The 25366-nt window shown below is 59.4% G+C and carries 19 protein-coding genes; 9 read left to right on the forward strand and 10 right to left on the reverse strand.

Annotated elements, in window-relative coordinates:
- Positions 1–120: 120 nt before the first annotated feature.
- Positions 121–1050, reverse strand: a complete 930-nt coding sequence (locus tag Q7T36_RS12225) for a metal-dependent hydrolase (RefSeq protein WP_304848748.1) — start codon at positions 1048–1050, stop codon at positions 121–123.
- 200 nt (positions 1051–1250) lie between these two features.
- On the opposite strand from Q7T36_RS12225, the gene Q7T36_RS12230 reads away from it, so the two are divergent.
- Positions 1251–3650, forward strand: coding sequence for a PAS domain S-box protein (locus tag Q7T36_RS12230; protein ID WP_304848751.1), 2400 nt, complete (start codon positions 1251–1253; stop codon positions 3648–3650).
- 11 nt (positions 3651–3661) lie between these two features.
- On the opposite strand, the gene Q7T36_RS12235 is transcribed toward Q7T36_RS12230, so the two are convergent.
- The 5 genes from Q7T36_RS12235 to Q7T36_RS12255 all read right to left on the reverse strand — a co-directional run bounded on the left by Q7T36_RS12235 (position 3662) and on the right by Q7T36_RS12255 (position 11802).
- Positions 3662–4648: a hypothetical protein gene (locus tag Q7T36_RS12235; protein WP_304848753.1), complete on the reverse strand. Its 987-nt coding sequence runs from the start codon at positions 4646–4648 to the stop codon at positions 3662–3664.
- 97 nt (positions 4649–4745) lie between these two features.
- Positions 4746–5072 carry a nitrite reductase small subunit NirD gene (gene nirD / locus Q7T36_RS12240; protein ID WP_304848755.1) on the reverse strand — a complete coding sequence of 109 codons (327 nt, stop codon included), beginning with the start codon at positions 5070–5072 and terminating at the stop codon, positions 4746–4748.
- 168 nt (positions 5073–5240) lie between these two features.
- Positions 5241–7769 carry a nitrite reductase large subunit NirB gene (nirB, locus tag Q7T36_RS12245; protein WP_304848757.1) on the reverse strand — a complete coding sequence of 843 codons (2529 nt, stop codon included), beginning with the start codon at positions 7767–7769 and terminating at the stop codon, positions 5241–5243.
- Positions 7770–7913: 144 nt separating this feature from the next.
- Positions 7914–10625: a molybdopterin-dependent oxidoreductase gene (locus tag Q7T36_RS12250; RefSeq protein ID WP_370690115.1), complete on the reverse strand. Its 2712-nt coding sequence runs from the start codon at positions 10623–10625 to the stop codon at positions 7914–7916.
- Complete coding sequence (locus tag Q7T36_RS12255) at positions 10585–11802, reverse strand: NAD(P)/FAD-dependent oxidoreductase (RefSeq protein WP_304848760.1); 1218 nt, start codon at positions 11800–11802, stop codon at positions 10585–10587. Before Q7T36_RS12255 ends, Q7T36_RS12250 begins: the two co-directional genes overlap by 41 nt.
- A gap of 371 nt (positions 11803–12173) precedes the next feature.
- Here Q7T36_RS12255 and Q7T36_RS12260 point away from each other — a divergent pair, with 371 nt between their 5' ends.
- Positions 12174–13643, forward strand: coding sequence for an MFS transporter (locus Q7T36_RS12260; RefSeq protein WP_304848763.1), 1470 nt, complete (start codon positions 12174–12176; stop codon positions 13641–13643).
- A gap of 2 nt (positions 13644–13645) precedes the next feature.
- Positions 13646–15337 (forward strand): bifunctional protein-serine/threonine kinase/phosphatase, encoded by a 1692-nt coding sequence (locus Q7T36_RS12265; protein ID WP_304848766.1) that lies wholly within the window; start codon positions 13646–13648, stop codon positions 15335–15337.
- Between the two features lie 808 nt (positions 15338–16145).
- On the opposite strand, the gene Q7T36_RS12270 is transcribed toward Q7T36_RS12265, so the two are convergent.
- The 3 genes from Q7T36_RS12270 to Q7T36_RS12280 form a co-directional block, all read right to left on the reverse strand.
- Entirely contained in the window at positions 16146–17147 is a 1002-nt protein-coding gene (locus Q7T36_RS12270; RefSeq protein WP_304848769.1) for an AraC family transcriptional regulator, read from the reverse strand.
- An 81-nt stretch (positions 17148–17228) separates the two neighbouring features.
- The gene (locus Q7T36_RS12275; protein ID WP_304848772.1) at positions 17229–18059 is read right to left on the reverse strand and encodes a sterol desaturase family protein; all 831 of its coding nucleotides are present in this window, start codon (positions 18057–18059) and stop codon (positions 17229–17231) included.
- 1 nt (position 18060) lies between these two features.
- The gene (locus Q7T36_RS12280) at positions 18061–19086 is read right to left on the reverse strand and encodes a sigma-E factor regulatory protein RseB domain-containing protein (RefSeq protein ID WP_304848775.1); all 1026 of its coding nucleotides are present in this window, start codon (positions 19084–19086) and stop codon (positions 18061–18063) included.
- Positions 19087–19255: 169 nt separating this feature from the next.
- On the opposite strand from Q7T36_RS12280, the gene Q7T36_RS12285 reads away from it, so the two are divergent.
- The 5 genes from Q7T36_RS12285 to Q7T36_RS12305 all read left to right on the forward strand — a co-directional run bounded on the left by Q7T36_RS12285 (position 19256) and on the right by Q7T36_RS12305 (position 22864).
- Positions 19256–20398 carry a D-alanyl-D-alanine carboxypeptidase family protein gene (locus Q7T36_RS12285; protein ID WP_304849735.1) on the forward strand — a complete coding sequence of 381 codons (1143 nt, stop codon included), beginning with the start codon at positions 19256–19258 and terminating at the stop codon, positions 20396–20398.
- Positions 20399–20422: 24 nt separating this feature from the next.
- A complete protein-coding gene (locus tag Q7T36_RS12290) occupies positions 20423–20710 on the forward strand; it encodes a YbeD family protein (RefSeq protein WP_304848778.1) in 288 nt (95 codons plus the stop codon).
- A 21-nt stretch (positions 20711–20731) separates the two neighbouring features.
- A complete protein-coding gene (gene lipB, locus Q7T36_RS12295) occupies positions 20732–21313 on the forward strand; it encodes a lipoyl(octanoyl) transferase LipB (protein ID WP_370690132.1) in 582 nt (193 codons plus the stop codon).
- 101 nt (positions 21314–21414) lie between these two features.
- Entirely contained in the window at positions 21415–21900 is a 486-nt protein-coding gene (locus Q7T36_RS12300) for a macro domain-containing protein (RefSeq protein WP_304848784.1), read from the forward strand.
- A gap of 253 nt (positions 21901–22153) precedes the next feature.
- Entirely contained in the window at positions 22154–22864 is a 711-nt protein-coding gene (locus Q7T36_RS12305; RefSeq protein ID WP_304848787.1) for an START domain-containing protein, read from the forward strand.
- A 61-nt stretch (positions 22865–22925) separates the two neighbouring features.
- Here the strand turns inward: Q7T36_RS12305 and sthA are convergent, their stop codons facing one another.
- A complete protein-coding gene (gene sthA, locus Q7T36_RS12310) occupies positions 22926–24317 on the reverse strand; it encodes a Si-specific NAD(P)(+) transhydrogenase (protein ID WP_304848790.1) in 1392 nt (463 codons plus the stop codon).
- 200 nt (positions 24318–24517) lie between these two features.
- Between sthA and Q7T36_RS12315 the strand changes: the two genes are divergently transcribed.
- Positions 24518–25318, forward strand: a complete 801-nt coding sequence (locus tag Q7T36_RS12315) for an SDR family oxidoreductase (protein WP_304848793.1) — start codon at positions 24518–24520, stop codon at positions 25316–25318.
- The last annotated feature ends 48 nt before the right edge of the window (positions 25319–25366 follow it).

A 25366-nucleotide genomic window follows, 5' to 3' on the forward strand; every position in this document is an offset into this window, starting at 1 on the left:
CAGGCATTGGTCCCCGGAACCGGCGCTCAGGTCAAAAAAGATACCTGCCCGCTCCGACGACACGCACAAAAAAGGCAGGACGCTGAAACAACGGCCTGCCCGGAAGAAACGGATAAACGATCAATGGACGCCGACGGCCGCCTTGTTCTTCAACTGGCCATACAGCTCGCCGCCCGGAGCAAACAGGATCTGCTTCCATTCCGCCAGCAGCGCCGTGGTGTCGTGGTCATTGGGGTGGAAATCGGTACGGAAGAAATCCAGATACTTCGGCACCAGGGCGGCAAACAAGCCCTTGAAGCCGAACAGGAAACGGAAGCCCTTCAGGTTCTCGCGGAAATTGAACAGCTTGCCGTCCGCCGCCAGCATGCGGCCCTGGAACACGGCCATCACCGAGAACAGGATGACGGTGGCTATCACCATGGTGAAGACACGCAGCGCATAGCTGCCCACTTCCTGCTGGTACAGGTCCCAGGCGACCGTCTTGTGTTCGTTTTCTTCCAGGGCGTGCCACATCCACATGTGCAGGATGTCCGGGTCATTCATCATGCCCTGGTGATCCTTATCGCGCAGCAATTGCTCGGCCATGATGGCCGTGTAGTGTTCCAGGCAGGCCGTCGCCGCCAGCTGCACGCTCTTCGGCAGGGTTTTGCCAACCAGCTTCAGCAGCTTGCCTACGTCACGGTCCAGCTTGTCCACCGGGAAGCCCATTTCCACCAGCATCTTGTTGTAGCTGTCATGTTCCTTGCTGTGCATGGCTTCCTGACCAATGAAGCCGGAAACCTGGGCGTTCAGCGTCGGGTCGGTAATGCGGTCACGGTAGGCGCGCACCGAGCGCACGAAGAAGAACTCCCCTTGCGGCAGCAGCGAGGAAAAGGTGTTCCAGAACGAGGACAGGAATGGATCGTTGCCGTAGAAATAGCGGGGTTTTTGTTCAGCCTTGAACTCGAAATCCAGACGACGCGGGGGAATATTGACGGTAGTGCCCAGGGCCTGACGGGAAGCGGCCTTGGGGGCCGGGGTAGCGTGAAGTTCGGTGGCGGCTGCGGTCATGATTGGCTCTCAATGTGACATTGGCTGATGTATGCATTGAAATTAACAATACGTGCGTCCGGTAAACAGGTGCGTTGGGGTCAGTTTTTTATCATTTGGGGACAGGCCGGCTTTTGGAGACCCCTGAATACCGGTAATGCCCGGTAGCGGCTTTCGTCCGCCATCCGCATAATACCCACAGAACCCTAATGGTCGTGATCATGGACAATAACAACGACACCGGGGCTGCCCCTCAAGCGCCGGCGTCCGAGACAATCATCGGCTCTTCTGCCGGCAACAGACGGCCGGAGAACTGTGAAGAAACCTGGCGTACGCTCTTCAAATTACTGCCGGTGGGCGTGTCGATTCTGGATGAGCATGGTCGCATGAAGGCCATAAACCCGGCACTGGAACAGATTCTGGACATGCGTCATGCCGACATCCTGTCTGGCAGCTATAAACAACGGCGTTATGTCCGGCCTGACGGAGAGCCGTTCAACCCCACTGACTTCCCCACCACTCGCGCCATTCAGGAAAAATCCACAATCCGGCGCGAAGTCATCGGCATCGTCACGGAGGATGAGGCGACCATCTGGGTGGAAGTCAGCGCCGCCCCCCTGCCCTTTGCCGATGCCGCCTGCGTCGCGGTCACAGTCGATATCACTGAACGCATGCAGTCCCAGGAAGAGGCTGAGGCCAGCCTGCGCTTCACCGAAGCCGTGGCCGACAACGTGCCCTGCATGCTGGGCTACTGGACCGGTGACTTGCGTTGCGCCTTTGCCAACCGGGCATACATCACCTGGTTCGGGCGCACCCCGGAGCAGATGCAGGGCATCCTTATGACGGAATTGCTGGGCCCGGAGTTGTTCGCCATGAACGAGCCCTATATCCGCGCCGTGCTGCAAGGCAAGGACCAGCAGTTCGAGCGCATGCTGACCAAGACCAATGGCGACAAATGCTGTGTCTGGGTTCAATACGTGGCGGATCGGGTGGACGGTGTCGTCATTGGCTTCTTTGTCATCACTACAGATATCACCAACTTAAAGCGGCAACAGGCGCTGGAAGCCAGCGAACGGCAATACCGCCGCCTAGCCGAGGACATGCCGCTTTTCATCGCCACCTTTCGCCCGGATGGCACGCTGACCTACGTCAATCAGGAGCTTGCCGCCTCGGTTGGCATGTCGCCTGCGGAGCTGACAGGCATCAACTTTTTCGCCTTCCTGACCCCGGAGGACCGCGAACGCGTCAAAGCCCGCCTGAAAACCCTGACACCCGATTCACCACTCGAAACCCACGAGCAGGATCAAATCCGCCTGGACGGCACCCCCGCCCTGCATCGCTGGACCAATCGCGCCTTTTTCAACAGGGAGGGTGAAGTCACGGGTTATCAGTCCGTAGGACAGGACATCACGGATCTCAAGCTGGCTGAGGAGGCATTACGGGAACTGAACCGCCATCTGGAACAACGGGTCGCCGAACGTACTTCCGAACTGGACCGGACGTGTGAGGAATTACGGCATCGTAACCAGCAATTCCGGTTACTGGCGGCTGATCTGGTTCAAACCGAAGACCGTGAGCGCCGACGCATTGCCCGACTGCTGCACGACCATAACCAGCAATTGCTGGTGGCCGCCAAGCTGATGATCGCCCGCATCCAGTACAAGATGCATGACTCCGAACTTCAGGAAGAAGCCGCGCAGGTTCAGGAAATTCTCGACCAATGCATCGAGGCCTCGCGGGAACTGACCATGGAGTTGGCGCCGCCCATTTTCCGGGATGCCGGTTTTGCAGCGGGCATCCAGTGGCTGGCGCGATGGATGATGGACAAACACGAACTGGCTGTGACGGTCCGTTGCGAAGCGCCGCTACCGCCGATTTCCGAGGAAACCAGCCTGATGCTGTTCCAGACAGTTCGGGAACTGCTGTTCAACATCGTCAAACATGCCGGTGTGCGTGAGGCAACCGTTACCCTGGAATCCATGCCGGACGGTGTAAAGATCACTGTGGCGGATCAGGGCAAGGGCTTTGAGGTGGAACGGGCGCTGGACATGCCTCACTCCTTCGGCTTCGGCCTCATCAACATCCAGGAGCGGCTGACCTTGATGGACGGCCGCCTGACCTTCGACAGTAGACCCGGTCAGGGCTCCCGCATTGAGTTGCATGCGCCATTGTACGGACTGTCCGGCCCGCACATTGATAATGGTCAAGCACACCAGATCGAGGCAGTCGCCGCTCACCGTCCAAATGCAGAGGATGACGCACTGATCCGGCTATTGGTGGTGGATGATCATGCCATATTGCGTCAGGGGATTGTGGAAATGCTGCGGCGCGAGCCGGATCTGGATATTGCCGGCGAGGCGGTGGACGGGCTGGATGCCGTGAACAAGTGCCGTGACCTGAACCCGGATGTGATCCTGATGGATGTGTCGATGCCGCGCATGAACGGTCTGGAAGCCACCCGCCACATCATGGCGGAAATGCCGGAGGTGCGGATTATCGCGCTGTCAATGCATGCCCGCTTTGAGATGGCGGAGCAGATGCTGGCGGCCGGGGCCAAGGCTTATCTGGTGAAGGATTGTCCGGTAGAGGATATTCTGGCGGAGATCAGGAAGGTTGGGTGAAGGACTGCTGCTCAATCCGTATTGATCCCGATCAGCACCTCCAGCCGCCCCGGCAACACCCGCATTGAACGGATCTCAAACTGGTTGACCAGCCGGATCAGCATCTCCCGGCTGTCCTTCAGGATCGACAAGCCCGGCAACACACTCAAATCGCTCAGGCTCATCAGCTTGTCCACCATCCACGACCGGTTGTTCAGCAAATCAATCATATGGCTTTCGTGCAGCGCCACCCGCCACAAACGCGGCCCTTCCTGGCTCAGACCGGGGAAACGCTCCAGCAGTTGCGTCATCGGCGCATATACCGGCAACTTGTTCGCCACCTTGAAGCCCCGCTTCGCCACTTGCCGGATGGCAAAGTTCGACAGCAGGTTCGCCTCGCGCATCTGCACGTCCAGCCCTTCATCCACCAAACGCAACAACAGGAATTTTTCCTCCTGCGATACCTTGCACTCCAGCACATCGAACTGCAATGTCACTGTGTACACCCAACGCTCATGATGACCATCCAGCGCCACCGTCAGGCGGTCCTTGCCGCAATCCACCGTCACGTAATCAATATAGGAATAGTCCTTCGCCATTTCACGCAGGTGCTTGTTGATCAGGTTTTCCGGCAGGGCGAGGGTCAGGGTAGATTTGCCCAGATAGGTCTGGGCCATTTGCAGGGCGGTTTCCTGCGCAATCTGAGCCGCAATGCGGGCGGTGCCGCTGGCTATCTGCGCCGAGACCCGGGCGCCGCCTTCCGCCAGATGCGCCACCATGGAAGCACCGCTGGATGTCAGCTCCAGCGCGGTGCGGGCGCGCTCCCCGGCCACTTCCACCACGGTGGCTGTGGCATCTCCGGCCGCTTCGACCACGGCGCGGGCAGTGCCACCCGCAACATCGACCATGGTCTTCGCCGCCTCACCGGCCACACCCGCCAGACCGACAGCCACATTGGTGGCTTTGTCAAATGTCCTGCGGGCAAGGGTACTTTTCGGGGCGTCGGGTTGATCGGTCATGGCTGGTCTCCGTAGCGCATGCGCCGATCATAACAGCACTGACCGCTTTCGTTGCAGGTGTGATAGGGACAAACTGCGCTTCCTGCGCCATTTTGGCTCATACCCGTAAAAACACCTCTCCCCCCTCCACCACCACCGCATACGACGGCACCTTCACCCCCGCATCCTCCAGGCACTCACCCGTTTGCAGGTTGAAGTGATGCTTGTAGATCGGTGACGCCACCACCTTCTGTCCTTGCAGATCGCCAATCAACCCGCGCGACAGCACATTGGCTTCGGAGAACGGATCGAAATTGCCCAAGGCGTAGATTTCACCGGTGGGCAGATGAAACAGCGCCACTTGCTCGCCCTTCACCAGCGCACCGACGCCAAGGTTGACGGGAATATCGTGGACTTTGCAGACTTTGACGAGATGGCTCGACATGATGATTTTCCTCTTGATGATGTAGTCCCCTCTCCCCCTGTGGGAGAGGGTTAGGGAGAGGGGTGCGGACAGTCGCTCAAACACACCGTCAACTCAGGGCCACCGCCGCACCCCTCTCCCCCGCCCTCTCCCACAAGGGGAGAGGGAGCCAATCGTGTTCGTTTGCGCTCAAACCTCCGCCACCACAATCCTCCCCTTCTTCTCCGCGACGGTGGCTGGGCGGATTTGGCCACGCTCATCAACAAACACCACATTGCTGTCGGTTTCGTCGCTGTTGACGAAGGGCTTGAAGCGCTTCAGGGTTTCCGGGTCATTGATGGCGGCCTTCCATTCGCATTCGAAGGTGTCGACCAGATACTGCATCTGCTTTTCCAGCTCTTCGCCAATGCCCAGCGAGTCGTCAATGATTACCGCCTTCAGGTATTCCAGGCCGCCTTCCATGTTGTCGCGCCAGATGCTGGTGCGTTGCAAGCGATCGGCGGTGCGGATGTAGAACATCAGGAAACGGTCGACGTACTTGATCAGCGTCTCGCGGTCGAGGTCGCTGGCCAGCAGCTCGGCGTGACGGGGTTTCATGCCGCCGTTGCCGCAGACATAGAGGTTCCAGCCCTTCTCGGTGGCGATGATGCCCACGTCCTTGCTTTGCGCTTCGGCGCATTCGCGGGTGCAACCGCTGACCGCGAACTTCAGCTTGTGCGGCGAACGCAGCCCGCGATAACGGTTTTCGATGTCGATGGCGTAGCCGACGGAATCGCCGACGCCGTAACGGCACCAGGTGGAACCGACGCAGGATTTCACTGTGCGCACCGATTTGCCATAGGCGTGGCCGGACTCGAAACCGGCATCGACCAGTTCCTTCCAGATGACGGGCAGTTGCTCCATGCGCGCGCCGAACAGGTCGATACGCTGGCCGCCGGTGATCTTGGTGTACAGGTTGTACTTCTTGGCGATGGCGCCGATGGTGATCAGTCCGTCCGGGGTAATCTCGCCGCCGGGAATGCGCGGCACGATCGAGTAGGTGCCGTCCTTCTGCATGTTCGCCAGGAAATAGTCGTTGGTGTCCTGCAGACCGGCCAGCGGCTTTTTCAGGATGTGTTCGTTCCACAGCGAGGCGAAGATGGAACCGGCGGTGGGCTTGCAGATGTCGCAGCCCAATCCCTTGCCGTGCTTGCCTATCAGGTCGTCAAAGCTGCGAATGCCTTCCACCTTGATCAGGTGGAACAGCTCCTGGCGGGAGAAGGCGAAGTGTTCGCACAGGTCCTTCTTCACTTCCACGCCGCGCTTTTCCAGCTCGCATTTGAGGATGGAGCCGGCCAGCGCCGAGCAACCGCCGCAGCTGGTCGCCAGCTTGGTGCCCGCCTTGAGGCTGGGCAGGTCTTTCACACCGCCGTCAATGGCGCTGCAGATATCGCCCTTGGTGACGTTGTTACAGGAGCAGATCACAGCCGTCATCGGCAGCGCATCCGGGCCGAAAGCCTTGCGCGGGCTGCCTTCCATCGCGGGCAAAATCAGCGCCTCCGGCTTGTCCGGCAGCTCCATGTCGTTGAGCTTGAGCTGCAGCAGATCGCCGTAGCTTTCCACGTCGCCGACCAGCACCGCGCCCAGCACTTTCTTGCCGTCGGAAGACACCACCAGCTTCTTGTAGATTTCGGCGCGGTCATCGACGTAAACATAGGTCAGGCTGCCCGGCGTGCTGGCGTGGGCGTCACCGATGGAGGCGACATCGACGCCCATCAACTTGAGCTTGGTGCTCATGTCGGCGCCCAGGAATTCCTTGTGATGACCGTTCAGCAGATGATTGCACGCGACATCGGCCATGCTGTAGCCGGGGGCGACCAGACCGTAAATCTTGTTGTCCCACAACGCGCATTCGCCAATGGCGTAGACGTCTTCGTGGCTGGTGCGGCAGACATTGTCGATGGCGATGCCGCCGCGCGGGCCGACGGTCAGGCCGGAAGACTTGGCCAGTTCGTCACGCGGGCGGATACCGGCGGAGAACAGGATCATGTCCGTTTCCAGTACCTTGCCGTCGGCAAAGTTCATGGCGTGACGGCAGGTTTGGCCATCGACGATTTCCTTGGTATTGCGTTCGGTATGCACGCCGACGCCCAAGGCTTCGATCTTGCGGCGCAGCAGGCGGCCGCCGCCGTCGTCAATCTGCACCGCCATCAGCCGGGGGGCGAATTCGACGACGTGGGTTTGCAGGCCCAGATCCTTCAGCGCCTTGGCAGCTTCCAGTCCGAGCAGTCCGCCGCCGACCACCACGCCCACCTTGGACTTGGCGGCGGCGTCGCGGATGGCTTCCAGATCTTCAATGGTGCGGTAGACCAGACAGCCTTCGCGGTCGTTGCCCGGCACCGGTGGCACGAAGGGGTAGGAGCCGGTGGCCAGCACCAGCTTGTCGAATGGCACCACTTCACCGGTGGCGGTGCTGACGGTCTTGGCCGCCAGGTCGATGCCGATGGCGCGGGTGTTCAGCTTCAGCTGGTAGCCGGTGGCGTCAAAGAAATCGTGCGGGGTGACGCTGAGGTCTTCCGCCGTCTTGCCGTTGAAGAAGGCGGAGAGTTGCACCCGGTCATACGCGGGGCGGGCCTCTTCGGCAATGACGGTGACGTGCACCATGTCCCCGGCGCGGGCGGCCAGGGTTTCCAGAAAACGTTGTCCGACCATGCCGTGACCAATCATGACTATACGCATCGCTGTCTCCTGCGGTTAATTGCTGGACGTGCCGTGCCGGTTGCGTTCCGGTCAGCACACACAGACGACGTTGTCTGCAAATAGGGTAACGGTGTTGCTGAAGTCCCACCGCCGACGACGTTGCCGGTTCGGAGGACTGGTTTGTCAGGCGGGAATCGCCTCACAGGGGATAAGTTTTTTCAGTTCTGGCTGACATGATCCACAATTCGTGCCAGCTTTCAGACATTGGCCGATTTCAGCGACATTTTTTAAATTTTGCTGACCAATGGCGCGGGTGATGGTCCTCTCCCCCACCCCGAAACAGGCGCAGATGATGCGGCCAACGTCAGCCTCCGGATCGGCGGGCTTGCCCGACAGCAGCGCACGGCGGCTCAGCGCATCCACCGGCTTGCCCAGCAGCGACTGCAACCAGGCGCGCGGCGGCAGTTCGGCTTCCGGCCCGAAGAAGGCCAGCGCCTTCAGCACGCCGTCGGCAATCCAGGCGTAACGGTGAATTCCGCGCGTAACATCCTGATATTCCAGTTTTTCTCCAACAGGATCATGCAGCCAGGCCGTAGCCCAACCGGTCCAGTCATCCGGAATATGGTCATTCGCCAGTTCGTACCGCCAGCCGTTCTCCAACCGGATGGCGACCGCATAATCCAGCGCCGGCAGCGCCAGCGGCGTTGCACTGAGCAGGTAGCCGTGCCAGGCCGCCGGGTAGATATCGGCGGCTATCGGGGTGTGCTTGTTCTCAGGCTGGCCGGATATCGGGTCCACGGCCGGATTCACCACCGCGCCGACGCGGCCGCTGCGGCTGAGCACACCGGTCCAATGCATGGGCATAAAGAGGTTGCCAGGCTTCTGGCCGTCGCTGATTTGCACACGCGCCACCGCCGAACCCCAGCGACTGCGCAGTCGCACCAGCCCCCCCTCCTTCACCCCCATTTTTTTTGCCTCATCGGGGTGCATTTCCGCAAACGGCTCACCAATATGTTGCAGCAGGCGCGGGGTCAAACCGCTTCGGGTCATGGTGTGCCACTGGTCGCGGATACGGCCGGTGTTCAGCACCAGCGGGTACTCTGCCGACAACGTATTCACCGGTGCGCGATAAGAGAGCGCGACCAACCGCGCCTTGCCGTCCGGAGTATAGAAACGGTGGTCGGCAAACAGGCGTTCGGTACCCAGCGGCGCGTCCGGCGTCACCGGCCACTGCACCGGCTTCAGCGCGTTGTATTCGCTGTTGTCCAGTTGCGCCAGCAGACCGATATTGAAGTCGCGGATACCGGTTCCGGCATTGTTTTCGAAGGCGGACAAGGCGGCGTGCTCGCGGAAAATTTGCGCCGGATGGGTGTAGTTGAAGCCATTTTTGAAGCCCAGTGACCTACCCACTTCCGCCAGCGCCCACCAGTCCGGCTTCGCGTCGCCCGGCGGCGGCAACAGTCCGCGCTGCCGGGAAATGCGGCGCTCGGAGTTGGTGACGGTTCCATCCTTCTCCCCCCAGCCCAGCGCGGGCAGGCGGATATGCGCCAGCCGCATGGTGTCAGTGTCGGCGATGCAGTCGGAGACAATAACCAGCTCGCATTTTTCCAGCGCGGCGCGCACTCGGTCGGCGTTGGGCAGCGACACCACCGGGTTGGTGGCCATAATCCACACCGCCTTGATGCGGCCGTCATGCACTGCGTCGAACAGGTCTACCGCTTTCAGGCCGGGCTTGTCCGGGATAGACGGCGACTGCCAGAAGCGCTGCACACGCTCGCGATGCGCCGGGTTTTCCAGGTCCATGTGCGCCGCCAGCATGTTCGCCAGCCCGCCCACTTCACGGCCGCCCATGGCGTTGGGCTGTCCGGTCAGTGAGAACGGGGCGGCGCCGGGCTTGCCGATGCGGCCGGTGGCGAGATGGCAGTTGATGATGGCGTTGGCCTTGTCAGTGCCCGCGCTGGACTGGTTGACGCCCATCGAATACATCGTCAGTGTGCGCTCGGTGGCGGTGAACCAGTCGAAGAAGGTTTGCAGGCGGTCGGCGGGAATGCCCAGACGCCCGGCCAGGGTGGCCCGGTCGCCGCGATCCGCTTTCGCCGACACCACGGCAGCGTCAAAGCCGGAGCAATGGGTGGCGGTGAAATGCGGGTCCACCGCCCCACGCTCCGCCAGCTCGGCCAGCAGAGCGTTGAACAGCAGCACGTCGCCACCGGACTTGATCGGCAGGTGCAGATCGGCAATTTCATTGGTCGCGGTTTCACGCGGGTCAATGACAACCACTTTCAGGTTCGGCTTTTCGGCCTTGATTGCCTTGATGCGCTGGAAAATGATCGGGTGGCACCAGGCGGTGTTAGAGCCGACCAGCACCATCAGCTCGGCATGGGCAAAATCGTCGTAACTGGCGGGCACGCTGTCGGCCCCGAAGGCGCGTTTGTAACCCGCCACCGCCGACGACATGCACAGCCGGGAATTGGTGTCGATGTTGGCGCTGCCGAGGAAGCCTTTCATCAGCTTGTTGGCGACGTAGTAATCCTCGGTCAGCAACTGCCCGGACACGTAAAAGGCAATGGCGTCCGGACCGTGCTGGTCACGGATACGCTTGAATTCCGTGGCGATTTTCGAGGTGGCGGTAGACCAGGCCACCTGCTGGCCATTGATTTCGGGAAACAGCTGCCGCCCTTCCAGACTGATGGTTTCGCCCAGCGACGAGCCCTTGGAACAGAGACGGCCAAAGTTGGCGGGATGGGCGATATCGCCCTTGATTTCCACCACCCGCGCCGAGGCGTCGGTGACGGTGGCGGTGATGCCGCAACCGACCCCGCAATACGCACAGGTGGTCTTCACAACCGCATCATCAAGCATCCGCCATCTCCCGTTTGCCAAACAGCAACTCATCACGCAGACCGGCGACATTGGTTTGCCGGCCAATCAAATCGAAATACCAGGAGCCGTCCTGGGTATCGCCGAACAGCACCGCACCCACCAGCTTGTTTTCCTTTAAAAACAGACGCTTGTACACTCCGGCGGACACATCGCGCAGCACGATCACCTCTGCATCCTTACCTGAAAAATCCCCGGCCGAGAACAGGTTGACACCGCTGACTTTCAGCGTCGTCGCCGTGGCTTTCTGCACATAACGGCTGACGCCGATTTCCGCCAGATGGGTGGCGCAGACCCGCGCTTGTTCATACAGCGGCGCCACCAGCCCGAACAGGCTGCCGCGATGCTGCACGCACTCGCCGACGGCATAGATTTTCGGATCGAACGTTTGCAGCGTGTCGCTGACCAGAATGGCCTTGTCAACCTGCAGCCCGGCCTGCTTCGCCAGCGCCACGTTAGGACGGATGCCCACCGCCATGATCACCAGATCAGTTTCCAGCAAGCTGCCGTCCTTGAACTCGATGTGGCTGAGATGTTCACTGTCACGGGCGACAATCTGTTTTGTCTGCGCACCCAGCTTGAATTTCATGCCGCGCGCGGCCAGATCGCGCTCCAGCAGGTGCGCCGCTTCGCTGTCCAGCTGGCGGTTCATCAGGCAGGAAACATCATGGATCACCGTGGCTTCCACCCCGCGCTTCAGCAGGCCGTTGGCCGCCTCCAACCCCAGCAGGCCGCCGCCGATCACCGCCACACGGCGCTTGTGCTCGGTCACGGCCAGCATGCGCTCCACATCCTGAATATCGCGGAAACTGACCACCGAAGGATGATCGTGCCCCGGCACCGGAATGATGAACGGCACCGAACCGGTGGCCAGCAGCAGTCGGTCATAAGGAAAGACCAGGCCTTCATCCGTCAGCACTTCACGGCGGGAACGGTTGATATCCACCACCGTCTGACCGGACACCAGCTCGATGCCGTGGCGCTTGTACCACTCGGGCGTGTGCAGCACGATGTCGTCGAAGTGCTTTTCCCCGGCCAGCACCGGCGACAGCATGATGCGGTTGTAGTTGCCGTAAGGCTCGCGGCCAATCACCGTGATGTCGTAGCGGTCGGGAGCCAGCTTCAGCAGCTCTTCCACCGTGCGCATCCCGGCCATGCCGTTTCCGATGACCACAAGTCTGGATTTTTTCATGGCAGTCGCCAGTCGTCCAAATGAAGGTTTCAATCCGCCATTGCAAAAGTTGCGCCAACCACACGCCCTCCTCCGCCGCAACCTCCGCATGCCTTTATATGGCGTGCGAAAACGCGAAGATCCGGATCTATGCCTGCCTGTAGTGCATCGCACCAGATCAATGCATAAATCGCCCCAAAAGCACGCCTAACGTCCCTTTTAGGGCCTTTCCCGCCGCCAATGCCGGAAAAACCCGGCTTTTCCGATGGCATGAAATTTGCTAGGAGTTAGCCAAGACTCAGGTTTCACGCAACGACGCGCTGAAAGACCTCCGATTCCGTCAACGACGACGTTATCCAAAACCCTTTAGCCCCCGTTGTGAGTACTGAACCATGAAATTCAAAACGCTCCCGCTACTCTCGTGGAACGAGCCGCGCATCCGTACGCTGCACTACACCTGGATGGCTTTTTTCATCACGTTCATTATCTGGTTCGCCGCCGCGCCGCTGATGCCCACCATCAAGGCCTACTTCCACCTCACCGACGCGCAGGTAAAAGCGCTGCTGATGCTCAACGTCGCTATCACCATCCCTACGCGGATTCTGGTGGGCGTACTGGTGGACAAATACGGCCCGCGCAAGAGTTACAGTTTCCTTCTCGCATTCTGCGGCGTGCTCTGTCTGCTGTTCGCCGCCGCCCAGTCTTTTGAATGGCTGGCCGTCACCCGTTTCCTGCTGGGTTCCGTGGGCGCGGGCTTCGTGATCGGCATCCGTCTGGTCAGCGAATGGTTCCCGGCTCGGGAAGTCGGCATTGCCGAAGGCATCTACGGCGGCTGGGGCAACTTCGGCGCAGCCGTGGCCTCGATGTCGCTGCCCGCCCTCGCCCTGGCCTTTGGCGGTGACGACGGCTGGCGCTATGCCATCGCCTGCACCGGCGTCATCGCGATCGTCTACAGCTACATCTTCTACCGTGGCGTGCGCGACACCCCTGAAGGCTCCACTTACTTCAAACCGCAAAAAGTTGGCGGCCTGGAAGTCACCAGCAAGGGCGACTTCATTGCCTACGCACTGATGAACATTCCGCTGTACCTGGCGCTGGTGGTGCTGGCCTGGCGCTTGTCCCCCGATGGACTGAAACTGCTGTCGATGAACAGCGTCTACATCGCATACGCCGTCATCGCCGCGCTGGCCGTGTATCAGTGGAGCAAGATCTGGCACGTCAACAAGCACCTGTTCACCGGTGAACATCCTGCGGCGCCGCGTTACCAGTTCAAGCAAGTGGCTATCCTCAACGTCGCCTACATGGCCTGCTTCGGATCAGAATTGGCGGTGGTGTCGATGCTGCCGATGTTCTTCATCGACAACTTCGGTGTCAGCCATGTGGTTGCGGGCATGACTGCCGGCTGCTTCGCTGTGATGAACCTGTTTGCCCGTCCGGGCGGCGGTTTCCTGTCGGATGCTTTCGGCCGTCGCAAAATGCTGCTGATTGCGCTGGGTGGACAAACCCTGGGCTACCTGCTGATGTCGCAAATGAACGGCAGCTGGTCGCTGGGTGGCGCCATTGCTGTGGTGATCGCCACCTCGGTGTTCGTGCAATGTGCTTGCGGTGCGGTCTACTCGGTGGTGCCGCTGATCCAGCGCCGCATGACCGGCCAGATTGCCGGAATGGCTGGAGCCTACGGCAACGTCGGCGGCGTCGTGTTCCTCACCGTGCTCAGCTTTATCAGCCCGGCCGCTTTCTTCGTGGTGCTGGCGGCGACCTCGGCGGTGGCTTTCCTGGGCGGCATGTTCATCAGCGAACCCAAGGGCCATATGGTGGAAAAGGATGCTGACGGCAATGTCCATCTGATCGCCGTGGAGTAAAAATGAAGTTATCCGCCCGCGCCGCCCAACTCTCCTCGCCCGGCCCCAAACCGGGCAACGACGACGCTATCGGCCTGCACCTGCCGCAGGGAAACGGCCTATCAGCCTGCACCCTCGCGGCGGCCATCGCCGACGGTGTCAGCAGCGTGGAAGGCGGGCGGATCGCGGCGGAAACCAGTGTCACCAACTTCCTCAATGACTTTTTCGCCACCCCGGCCAGCTGGTCGGTCAAGACCTCCGGCGCCAAGGTGCTGGAAGCGCTGAACCGCTGGCTGCACGGCCAAGGCCAGCATTATCAACACGCCCATCAGGCCTTCCTCACCACGTTTACCGCGCTGGTGATCCGGGGGGCCGCCGGGCACATTTTCCATATCGGCGACAGCCGTCTGTGGCGCTTGCGCGGCGACGACTGGGAATGCCTCACCACCGACCACGCACTGGTCACCCGCCACGGCAACCAGCTGACGCGGGCGCTGGGCATGGCCTGGCGCGTGGAAATGGATTACCGCGAAATCGATGTGCAACCGGGTGACATTTACCTGCTGACCACCGACGGTATTCACGGTTTCATCCCCTCGCGGGAACTGTACGACATTGTCGCCATGCGCTCGGAAACGCTGGAAGCGCGCTGCGAGGAATTGCTGGCCTGTGCCGAAGCACGTCACAGCGACGACAACCGTTCCTGCCAGCTCGTAGAGATCGTCTCGCTGCCGCCCGCCGACAAGCATGTCGCCGACGACAGCGCCCTGCCGTTGCTGCCGGACACCCTGCAACCCGGCCAGATCATTGACGGTTACCGCATCGAGGCCGAAGTGCACGCCAACGCTCGTAGCCACCTTTATCGCGTCACCGACCTGGCCAGCGGCAAGGTTTACGCCCTGAAATCACCCTCCCCCAACCTCAGCGACGACCCGGAAGCCCTGCGCGCCTTCCAGCGCGAGGACTGGATCGGCCAACGCTTCCAGCAGCAGGAGATCATCCGCACCCATGCCCCCGAACGGCCGCGTACTTTCCTGTACCTGATTCAGGACTATGTGGAAGGGCAAACCCTGCGCCAATGGCGCGCGGATAACCCGGATGCGCCGGTGGAAACGGTGATGGCCTTTGCCTTGCCGGCGGTGAAAGCCCTGCGGGCGCTGCATCGGCGGGAAACACTGCATCAGGACGTGAAGCCGGATAATTTTCTGGTGACGAAGGACGGAAAACTGGTGCTGATTGATTTCGGCAGCGCTACGGTGGGCAGCCTGAGCGAGAACCTGACTCTGCGGCCGGGAGCGGCGGAATATGCGGCGCCGGAATATGCGCTGGGCATCAGCCGCGACCAGCGGGCGGACCAGTTCGGGCTGGCGGTGATGTTTTATGAATTGCTGACCGGGCATTACCCTTATGGTGCAGGCTATGTGCAGGCGCAGAGTCCGGCGGATTTCCGCAAGGTGGGCTATGTCAGCGCCTGCAAGCACAACGCGCATGTGCCGGTGTGGCTGGATGCGGCGCTGTCGAAGGCGTTGAGCCTGAATGCGGAGCATCGCTATCCGGAGTTGAGCGAGTTTCTGGCAGATATCCGTAAGCCGAATACTGCGTTGACGCTGGCGGGGAAGCCGTGGCTGGAGCGGGATCCGGTTTTGTTCTGGAAGGTGCTGGCGGCGGTGTCGGTGGTGGGGAATCTGGTGATGGCGGGGGTGTTGCTGCGTTAGGCCGTCCATACACTGTTTGCCCTGTAGGTCGGGTTTCAACCCGACAATCTCCTTTGATCGAAGAGTGACTGTCGGGCTGAAGCCCGACCTACATTCGGGGCAACCGGAGCGGGAATACAAGTCGAGCCGATATCCGGCACATTTTTAATGCGCCCTACACGGACTGCCGTCGGCTGGATGTCGTGGGCGAATTGTCGGGTTGATTGAGCTGCGGTGTGAGTTGACGGTGAGGCTATTCACGGGGTAGGTTGACAGTCATTCAGCGCATTTTTAATTCGCCCTACACGAACCAACCTAATAAGAGATGCTATGTGGAGTAATTATAGTGGGGAGAGAAAGATAGGCTCGGATAAGCAATCTTGGTGGAGCAATAAGCGAGCAGCACAGTTTTTATATGTTCTGTTTTTCTTGATGATCGTCTCAGGTGTTTGGCGGGGAACTCTTAGCGCTAAAGGATATGAGTACTATCCTGAAATCGTGCGGATTTCGGCGCACTTAAATAGAGGCGGGGCAAAAATCATTCATCACGAATCGATTCTTAAAGGAACGACTGCGTGGTTAGGAAACAGTGTTGAATCGGTCTACTCACCAAATGAAATGTTCAAGACATACACAAAAAACCTGACTCATAACGAATGGTTATTAGCCCATATAGAAAACGAGCGGTTAATATTTTGCAAAGGAGAACTTAGCCTTCAGATAAAGTATCTGGGAACTTCTGCTCAATTTAGAACTGGGAAGTCGTTGTACAAATATTCCGAAGACTTCCAATGGCCCGACTGGGGGGGTTACTGTAAAAACATTGAGTCTACCTCACCCCCGACGGCGCCACCCCCTCCCATCGTTTAAACGCCCGCCTGAAATTCGCCACATCCGAATACCCCAGCAAAAACGCAATCTCCTGAATCGACAACCGCCCCGACTTCAAATGCTCCAGCGCCAGCATATGCCGCACCTCCTCCAGAACCAGCTTGAACGACGTCCCCTCCTCAATCAACCGCCGGTGCAGCGTGCGCGGCGTCAAATGGAACAACCGCGCCACCATCTGCAACGACGGAAAACCGTTCTGCTGCTCCAGCATCAAACGCCGCACCCGCGCCGCCATCGACACCTGCCGCGTCATCTTATCCAGCTCACGGCGGCAAATGTCCACCGCCTCTCTGAACGCCGCCGGATCGGCCATCTTCAATGGCATATCCAGTTGCGCCACCGGCAATGAAAACCCCGTCCAGCCCGCCCCGTAACGAACCCCGCACTTGCAGAATTCCTCCGCCAGCCGCGCATCCGCGTCGGACCCGGCAAAGTCAAACGCCACCTCCCGCACCTGACACGCGCCCATGGTGACGAAATCGAGGATGTTGCGGATCGACAGCACCACCGTTTCCAGGACCAGCCGCCGCACCTCGCCCAGCGGCATGGGCTCATTGAAGCGGACCCGCACCTCGTCCCCGATAGGCTGCATCTCAATCGCCACCAAGGTTGTCCGCAGCGGCAGGTAATGCTGCAACAACCCCAACACCTGCCGGATCGAACCACCGTTCATGGCGGCGTAACTCAAAATGCCGTGGGTATTGCCCAGCAGCCGCGCGCCCAGCAACAAGCCCAGCGCAGGTTCCTGCGCCAGCGTTATTGCCTCCAGTAGAAACCGGCTGAAAATGGGAAAGGACAACGTGACCACCGCTTCATCCAGCCGCGCCTCGGCCAGACCGGCTACCGCCAGCCACGGCTGGATATCCGCGCCGCGCCCCTTCACCAGATCGGCCATCTGGCGGATGTAGTAGCCGGGAAGGCTGACGTCTAGGCTGGTCATAGATGTGACTCTGGAGGATTCATGTTATGGGAATGAAGCAGAGTGGCCTGCCAAGGCTCTGTCCCGGCCTCTTCATACATGTTAAGCCTTCCCCGTTTTGCTCAACGACCGCCACCAGTCTGCATAAGCGCCCAGCGCAATCACCACCGGATTCGCACTGGCCACGGCCGGTTCCACCCCGAACCGCACCGGATTCCCCGCTTCCTCCTTGGCAAAGGTCCCGAACAACCGGTCCCAGACAATCAGCACCCCGCCGAAATTCCGGTCTACATACGGTGCATTGCTGGCATGATGCACCCGGTGATGCCGGGGCGTATTCAACACCCAGTCCAGCGGCCCCAGTGAACCCACCACCTGAGTATGCAGGAAGAACTGGTAGAAGAGGCTGCACATCTGCATGGTCATGATCATCAACGGATCAAAGCCCAGCAAGGCCAGCGGCAGCCAGAAAACCACCGCCGTAAACGGCGTCCAGGTCTGGCGCAAGGCCGTGGACAAGTTGAAATCCGGGGACGAATGGTGGGGAACATGGGCCAGCCAGAGGAAGGCGAAGCGGTGGTGAAAACGGTGAAAGGTGTAGAAGCATAGGTCTTCCAGCACAAACAGCAGCAGCCATTCCTGCCAGCCGCCATGCCCGAACAGGTGCCAGTACCCGCTGCCCAACGCCACGATCTTGAACTGAGCCGCCAGGGTGTACAGCCAGAACACCGCGTGCACCCAGAACAGGTTCACCAGCGAATAGCCGGCAAACAGCCCCAGATTGGCCAACAACTCGCTGCGCCGGTACAGCCCCTGCCCCAATGCCCGGCTCCAGCCGATTTCGGTCAGGATCAGCAACGTCCACAGAGCATACATGGCGCTGTAGATCACCGTCACCGGCGCATTCAGCGACAGCCGCACCAGTTCCCACATCTCATTCCACCGACGCGGCCAATTGCAGCAGCTGCGGATAGGACAAGTTGCCAATCAGCGTTAGCTGTGTCTTGTCCTTGATCCAGACGATGGTGGAAAACGGTCCGGTGAAACTGAGCATCCCCTTGTTCTTGCCAATGCGTACTTCCTTGCCAAACTTCATCAAGGGCGTGGTGCCGAAGGCATGCGACTGGAACAGGCTGACACGGGTGCCGCCCTGATCCATGATCATGTCCAGCATCGGCACGGTGCCTTTGGCGCGAATCATCTTCGTCACTTTCAGACCGTCGGGCAGTTTGCCGGGCTGCATAACCGTGAAATTCATGGTTCTGCGTGCCTCCTCCAGCGAAATGCCGGGATCGGCGTAGTCAAAATCTATGACCATGGCATTGGAGGGGAATTCGAAGGCAAAGGCATTGTCCAGCAAGGGTTTGTTGAAGCTGGCCTTCTTGTATTCCATGCCATACCACAGCTTCTTGTCCTTATCGAGGATCTCGACCTTCAGCGGGATGGAATAGCGCTCCACCATCCACATCTGGTGATAGTGGTGATAACCGTCATCCACCATCGGCAACACTTTCCACAGGTTGGTGTCCACCCCCGCCACTTTTTCCACACCGCTCATCGAGAAGGCATAATCACGCAACGCCACCGTGCTTTCATGAGCCAGATGCCTGAAAATCCCGTCACGATCCGGGCTGCTGATGTTGCTGACCCGCATCCCGAACAATTCGGTCGGCCACCAGACCAGACTGCGGTTGCCGTCGTACAGGAACAGACTGCCCTTGATGGAAGCGGGCGCCGTGACCTCGGCGCGTATTTTCCAGGGTTTCTGGTAGATCACGCTCTGGCGGACATCCACGGCGGGAGCATCCGGCAGGATCTTTTTCTGGACCAGCTCTCCCTCCAGGCTTTCCAGCAACAGCAGGTTATCCGTCATTTTCGAGGCAATGGAGTTGGCCCAGATGCTGGTGCAGGCGCTACAGGCCAGCAAGGCGGCCAAGACCATAATCCGGTTGTTTTTCATGTTTTCCGGCTCGCAGGAAGTCCGGCTGCCATCGCCGGTTTATGGACGTTTTAACCTGACTCGTCCAGTCAAGCAAGCCATACAAAAAATTCCGGCCAACAGTGCTAGAATCCCTGCCATGCAACCCTCCCGTCACCCGAATCCAGGAACCGCACGCACCATGGCCCGTATGCTCGCCGCCTTCGGCTTCGCCGCCTTCACCGCCACTGTCGTTAATGCCGCCACCATCGTTCCCTCCGCCCCTGTCCTCGAAAACAAGGCTTACCTGCTGATGGATTACGATTCCGGTCAGGTGCTGGCCTCCTCCAACCCGGACCAGCGCGTCGCCCCGGCCTCGTTGACCAAGATGATGACCAGCTTTCTGGTGGAACAGCGTCTGATCAAGGGCACCCTGAAGGAAACCGACCCGGTGCTGATGAGCGAATCCGCCTGGTGTCGCGGCACCAGCGCCGAATCCTGCATGTATGTGCCGGTCAACACCAGCGCCTCGGTCATCGACATGCTGCGCGGCGTCATCATCCAGTCCGGCAACGATGCGTCCAAGGCCTTGGCCGAACATCTGGCCGGCAATGAACCCGCCTTCGCCGAGATGATGAACGCCGAAGCCAAGCACCTGGGCATGAACGGCACCCACTTCGCCAACGCTACCGGCCTCTCCGACCCCAACCACTACACCACCGCACGCGACATGGGCCTGCTGGCCCACGCCATCATCAAGGACAGCAGCAAGTACTACCCCATCTATTCCGAAAAGGAATTCACCTTCAACAACATCAAGCAAGGTAACCGCAACGCCCTGCTCTACACCGACCCCACCGTCGACGGTCTCAAGACCGGCCACACTGATGAAGCCGGTTACTGCCTGGTGGCTTCCAGCAAGCGCGGCCCCATGCGTCTGATCTCGGTGGTCATGGGCACCAACGCCATGCAGGCCCGCGCCGACCAGACCCGTGCCCTGTTCAACTGGGGTTTCGCCAACTATGAAACCGCACAGGTGCGTCCCAAGGGTCAGGAACTGGGCAAGCCGGCAGTCTGGTTCGGCAAGGGCGACGCCGTCTCCATCGGCCTGGCCAGTGACATGAATGTCACCCTGCCGCGCGGCCAGAAGGACCAACTGAAGCTCACCCTGCAAGTCCCCGCCTCGCTGGACGCCCCGCTGAAGCTGGGTCAGGAAATCGGCAAGATTGTGGTGACTCTGGATGGCAAGACCGTTGCCGAACAGGCGCTGGTGACGTTGCAACCGGTGGAAGAAGCCAATTTCGTGGTCCGAATCTGGCACCACATCAAGAAATTCTTCGCCGGGCTGTTCTAACTTTTTTGTTGACCGAGACCCGCCATGACGCCTCCCGAATCACACCTCGTCCACAATATTGACGTGTGGGAACTGCCCTGCAACCACACCTTCAAGATCATGGGTGAAATGCAGTATCCGCTGGCGCAGGTGGCCGCTGAAATCGCCACCCGCCTCTGCCCCGGCTTTGATCCGGCCGGCATCACCATGCGCCCCTCCAGCGGTGGCAAGTACCTGTCGGTAACCATTGAGGTGTATCTGGAAACCCGCGAGCAGATCAACGCCCTTTACGCCGCCTTCAACGCCGCCCCTGAAATCAAGCTGGTGTACTGAGCCGTGCTGATAGTCCGACACATGGCCGGGGACTTCCAGACCGTCTGGCAGGCCATGCGTGACTTCACCGACCAGCGCACGCCGGAAACCCCGGACGAACTTTGGTTCGTGGAACATCCGCCGGTATTCACGCTAGGGCAGGCAGGTAAAACCGAACACATCCTTGCCGCCGGTGACATCCCGGTGGTGAAGACCGATCGCGGCGGCCAGGTCACTTATCACGGCCCCGGCCAACTGGTGGGTTACTGCCTGTTTGATTTGCGACGCACTGGCACCGGCGTGCGCGATTTGGTGGAATTTATTGAAGACTGCCTGGTGGATGTACTGCAGCAGAATGGCATTTCCGCCCGTGCCGACCGCGACGCCCATGGTGTTTATGTCGGCGACCGCAAGATCGCCTCACTCGGCCTGCGAATCCGCCGGGGCTGTTCGTATCACGGTTTTGCTCTGAACGTGGACATGGACCTGGAACCCTTTAACCGCATAAATCCCTGTGGATACACCGGCTTGCAGATGACCTCCGTTCACCAGGAAACCCCGGCCCCCCCCACGATGAAAACCTTGCAGGACCAGATCCGGAACTCCCTCGAAAAAACCTTCTAAAACAGTATGTTATTAACAATTATTTTACGATTCCCCTTGCATTTATATGCCTTGTATTTGTATGGTTAAGATGAAGATTCACTCCATACAAGGTATAAAACATGATCATCGAAGTATCCGGCGACATCCTCCTCACAAACGCTCAGGTTATCGCCCACGGCATCGCCCCGAATGATGACTTTGCTGTCGGTCTGGCCCACTCCCTGCGGGAGAACTGGCCTGCGCTGTATAAGGACTTTCGCCATTTCTGCCAGACTCAGCACCCCAAAGCCGGGACGCTGTGGTCTTGGATGGGTTCCGACGGCAAGGTCGTGGTCAATTTGCTGACCCAGGAAGGCGCTTATGAACACGGTCAAAAGCCCGGCCGCGCCACCACCGCACACGTCAACCACGCGCTGAAGGAACTGCACAAGTTGATTGAAAGCGAAAAGTTCAGCAGTGTTGCCCTGCCCCGCCTGTCCACCGGCGTTGGCGGTCTGGAGTGGGATGAGGTGTACCCGTTGATCCAGCATCATCTGGGTGCACTGTCCATCCCGGTGTATATCTACACCACCTATCACAAGGGACAAAAGGCCAACGAAGCCTGAAACCCTGACAATGCCGCTGACAAAAGCCCCTCCCTTTGGAGGGGCTTTTGTCTTTTTGTATCAATAGTTTTACTGAATTGTTAATGTAATACTTCAGCTTTATCGCATTCTTGCCACCATCAATCCCCAATAGCTTGACGCTGTTCACACAAGCGGCTATAGCTAAACCATAAGGGAGCTATTCATCCCATAGGCATTCGTGTCCAAGGTGGCGTCACGCGTCGGACAGGTGCACAAAAACAATGAGGTCATCATGAAAAAAATCCTTCTGGGCGCCATGCTGTGCCTCAGCCTGCCCACTACGGCCTTGGCCGCACGCGACGATCTTGATGAAATCCGGGACTCCGGCCTCAACAAGAATGAATGGCGCATGTCCAGGCACGACAAGATGCGCGGCATCAAGGTATTCGTCAAAAATGAAGAAGGGAAGAACATCCGCTCGTTCCGGGTGGAGGCCACCTTCAACTCCCCGATCGAAGATCTTGCGCGCGTTCAGGCCGACGTCGAAAGCTATACCAAATGGTACTTTGCGGTTCTGGATGCGAAACTGCTGAAAAAGGTTTCGGACAAAGAGTTTATTTTTTACATGGTCCATGACGCTCCTGTCGGCATGCCGGATCGCGATGTCGTTTTGCGCGCCGTTATTGAACCCATGACCAAGAACCGGCCGTATGTCCAGATCCGCATGTCCGCCCTGCCTGATTTCATGCCCCCCAAGCCGCCGCTGGTCCGCATGGAGGCCGAGAACTACACCGTCAAATGGACTCCGATCGGCAAGGACAAGACCCTGCTCGAATCTGAAGGCTATGTTGATCCGGGCGGAACTTCCCCGACATGGGCCATCAACTATGTGCAGGGCAAGGGGCCTTACGCCAACATGATGGGCATGTCCCGCATGCTGGACCTGCCCAAGTACAAGGACAAGGAACAGAAGGAACCCAACCCCTACAAGTTCTTCGAGTAATCCCTCGTACCATGAAAAAGGCCCGGAGAGTCCGGGCCTTTTTCATGTCCGCACCATCAGCCTAAAACAAGCGGTTCAGCCCGTTCAGCGCCGCCACACGGTAAGCTTCCGCCATGGTCGGATAGTTGAACGTGGTGTTGACGAAATACTTCAAGGTATTACCATCACCTTTCTGCAGCATGATTGCCTGGCCAATGTGCACAATTTCCGCCGCATTATTGCCAAAGCAATGAATCCCCAGGATTTGCAGCGTATCGCGGTTGAACAGTATCTTCAGCATGCCCACCGTTTCACCGGTAATCTGCGCCCGCGCCAGATGGCGGAAGAAGGCCTGCCCCACTTCATAAGGCACCCGCTCCTCGGTCAGTTGCTTCTCGGTCTTGCCGATGGAGGAAATTTCGGGAATGGTGTAGATGCCGGTGGGTACATCGTCCACATGCTCCATGTCGCCGGTGCCGGTCATGTGCGCCGCTGCGCAACGCCCTTGGTCATAGGCTGCCGAAGCCAGTGAGGGATAGCCGATGACATCGCCCACCGCCCAGATATGCGGCACCGAAGTCCGGTATTGGCGGTCAATGGCAATCTGCCCCCGGCTGTTGGCCGTCAACCCGACATTTTCCAGCCCTAGGGTATCGGTGTTGCCGGTGCGGCCGTTACACCAGAGGATGGCGTCCGCCTTGATCTTCTTGCCGGACTTCAGGTGCATCACCACACAGTCATCAAAGGTTTCCAGCTTTTCGTACTGCTCCTGGTGACGGATCAGTACGCCCAGCTCCCGCAGGTAGTACGACAGCGCATCGGCAATTTCGTCATCCAGATAGGACAGCAACTGGTTCTGGGTGTTGATCAGGTCCACCTTGTAGCCCAGCCCCACAAAAATGGAGGCATATTCGCAGCCGATGACACCCGCTCCGTAGATGATCAGCTTGTGCACCGGGTAGTCCAGCGACAGTATCTTGTCGCTGTCAAAAACGCGCGGGTGCTTGAAATCAATATCCTCCGGCTGGTAAGGCCGGCTGCCGGTGGCGATGACCGCCTGTTCAAAGGTGACTGTTTCCTTGCCGCCTTCCAGCGTCTTGATGCGCAGGGTATGGGCATCCATGAAAGTGGCCTGACCGTGATGCAGGTCGACGCGGTTGCGGTCGTAGAAACGGGTATGGACACTGACCTGTTCCTGGATAATGTTCTTGGCGCGCGCCAGCACCTGCGATACCGGCACGTTGCGCAACTCGCCAACCCGCTGGAACAACGGATCGCGCTGGTAGCGCATGATGTTGAAAACCGTCTGCCGCAGCGCCTTGGAAGGAATGGTGCCCACATGGGTGCAGTTGCCGCCCACTTCCGGACGGGCATCCACCACCGCCACCTTGCGGCCCTCCTTGGTCAGTTTCATGGCGGCGCCTTCTCCGGCGGGTCCGGCTCCAATCACAACAACATCATAATGGCTTTGCATGGGCGACAATCCTTCAGGCTGGGCATGGGTGGCAGTTTAACAGCCTTGCCGGGGCAGGTGGCAATTCGCCAAAGGTATGGTATGAATGCAAGATTGAAGCCATGCGCCAAGCCCCCTGTCAAACAAGCAGGAATTGGGGTAAAAGAAAAATACCGTACGATCGTACCATTTGCCGATTTCGCATTAGAGGGGGAAACCACATGGCATTTCACGGACATCTGGCCGTCATCACCGGCGGCGCCAGCGGCATGGGGCGTCTCGCCGCCCGCCGGCTGGCCGCCCAAGGCGCCACCGTCGCCATCATCGACATGAATGAAAAAGGCCTCGGCGAAACGGCGCATGGCCTGCGCAACATCCATCCGTACATTTGTGACGTGTCCAATCATGTCGACGTCGAGCGCACCATTGCCGACATCCAGCACCGCCACGGCCATATCGACCGGCTGATGCACTGCGCCGCCATCATGCCCATGGGCCTGCTCAATGAACTGCCCAGCACCCAGATTGTGCGCCAGATGCACATCAACTATGACGGCACGGTGTTCCTGACCAAGGCGGTGCTGCCGGAAATGCTGAAGCGCAAGACCGGTGACATCGTTATTTTCGGCTCACTGACCGGCTACCTGCCCTCGCCATGGATGGGCGCCTACAGCGCTACCAAGGCCGCCACCAACATGTACGCCCGGCAGCTGATCCGTGAGAACCGGCACAACGGCCTGCGGCTGGCCCTGGTCTGCCCGCCTGCCGTCAACACGCCTCTGCTGGATGCGGGCAAGACCCACCACGAAGGCGGCTTCCTGGCGCTGTGCAAGAAGGCCGGGCTGGTGATTGAACCAGACTTTGTGCTGGATGCCGTAGAGCACGGTCTGGAAAAAGGCCGGGAAGTCATCTATCCCGGCAAACTGGCGCAGGCCGCGCAGTTGATCAACCGCGCGGCGCCCAACTTCAGCTGGCAGGTGATGCAGTTGCTGGACAAGGCGGGCGACAGCAGCAAGTCCTGAATCGTCCCGCAAGCCCGGCTTTTTGCGCTAGAATACGGCCCTCAAAAT

The sequence above is a fragment of the Fluviicoccus sp. genome, from assembly GCF_030646115.1.
Classification (GTDB): domain Bacteria; phylum Pseudomonadota; class Gammaproteobacteria; order Pseudomonadales; family Moraxellaceae; genus Fluviicoccus.

Coding starts and splice junctions, on each gene's coding strand:
- Q7T36_RS12225 (WP_304848748.1), bottom strand. CDS start 1,050: ATGACCGCAGCCGCCACCGAACTTCACGCTACCCCGGCCCCCAAGGCC.
- Q7T36_RS12230 (WP_304848751.1), top strand. CDS start 1,251: ATGGACAATAACAACGACACCGGGGCTGCCCCTCAAGCGCCGGCGTCC.
- Q7T36_RS12235 (WP_304848753.1), bottom strand. CDS start 4,648: ATGACCGATCAACCCGACGCCCCGAAAAGTACCCTTGCCCGCAGGACA.
- nirD (WP_304848755.1), bottom strand. CDS start 5,072: ATGTCGAGCCATCTCGTCAAAGTCTGCAAAGTCCACGATATTCCCGTC.
- nirB (WP_304848757.1), bottom strand. CDS start 7,769: ATGCGTATAGTCATGATTGGTCACGGCATGGTCGGACAACGTTTTCTG.
- Q7T36_RS12250 (WP_370690115.1), bottom strand. CDS start 10,625: ATGAGTTGCTGTTTGGCAAACGGGAGATGGCGGATGCTTGATGATGCG.
- Q7T36_RS12255 (WP_304848760.1), bottom strand. CDS start 11,802: ATGAAAAAATCCAGACTTGTGGTCATCGGAAACGGCATGGCCGGGATG.
- Q7T36_RS12260 (WP_304848763.1), top strand. CDS start 12,174: ATGAAATTCAAAACGCTCCCGCTACTCTCGTGGAACGAGCCGCGCATC.
- Q7T36_RS12265 (WP_304848766.1), top strand. CDS start 13,646: ATGAAGTTATCCGCCCGCGCCGCCCAACTCTCCTCGCCCGGCCCCAAA.
- Q7T36_RS12270 (WP_304848769.1), bottom strand. CDS start 17,147: ATGACCAGCCTAGACGTCAGCCTTCCCGGCTACTACATCCGCCAGATG.
- Q7T36_RS12275 (WP_304848772.1), bottom strand. CDS start 18,059: ATGTGGGAACTGGTGCGGCTGTCGCTGAATGCGCCGGTGACGGTGATC.
- Q7T36_RS12280 (WP_304848775.1), bottom strand. CDS start 19,086: ATGAAAAACAACCGGATTATGGTCTTGGCCGCCTTGCTGGCCTGTAGC.
- Q7T36_RS12285 (WP_304849735.1), top strand. CDS start 19,256: ATGCTCGCCGCCTTCGGCTTCGCCGCCTTCACCGCCACTGTCGTTAAT.
- Q7T36_RS12290 (WP_304848778.1), top strand. CDS start 20,423: ATGACGCCTCCCGAATCACACCTCGTCCACAATATTGACGTGTGGGAA.
- lipB (WP_370690132.1), top strand. CDS start 20,732: ATGGCCGGGGACTTCCAGACCGTCTGGCAGGCCATGCGTGACTTCACC.
- Q7T36_RS12300 (WP_304848784.1), top strand. CDS start 21,415: ATGATCATCGAAGTATCCGGCGACATCCTCCTCACAAACGCTCAGGTT.
- Q7T36_RS12305 (WP_304848787.1), top strand. CDS start 22,154: ATGAAAAAAATCCTTCTGGGCGCCATGCTGTGCCTCAGCCTGCCCACT.
- sthA (WP_304848790.1), bottom strand. CDS start 24,317: ATGCAAAGCCATTATGATGTTGTTGTGATTGGAGCCGGACCCGCCGGA.
- Q7T36_RS12315 (WP_304848793.1), top strand. CDS start 24,518: ATGGCATTTCACGGACATCTGGCCGTCATCACCGGCGGCGCCAGCGGC.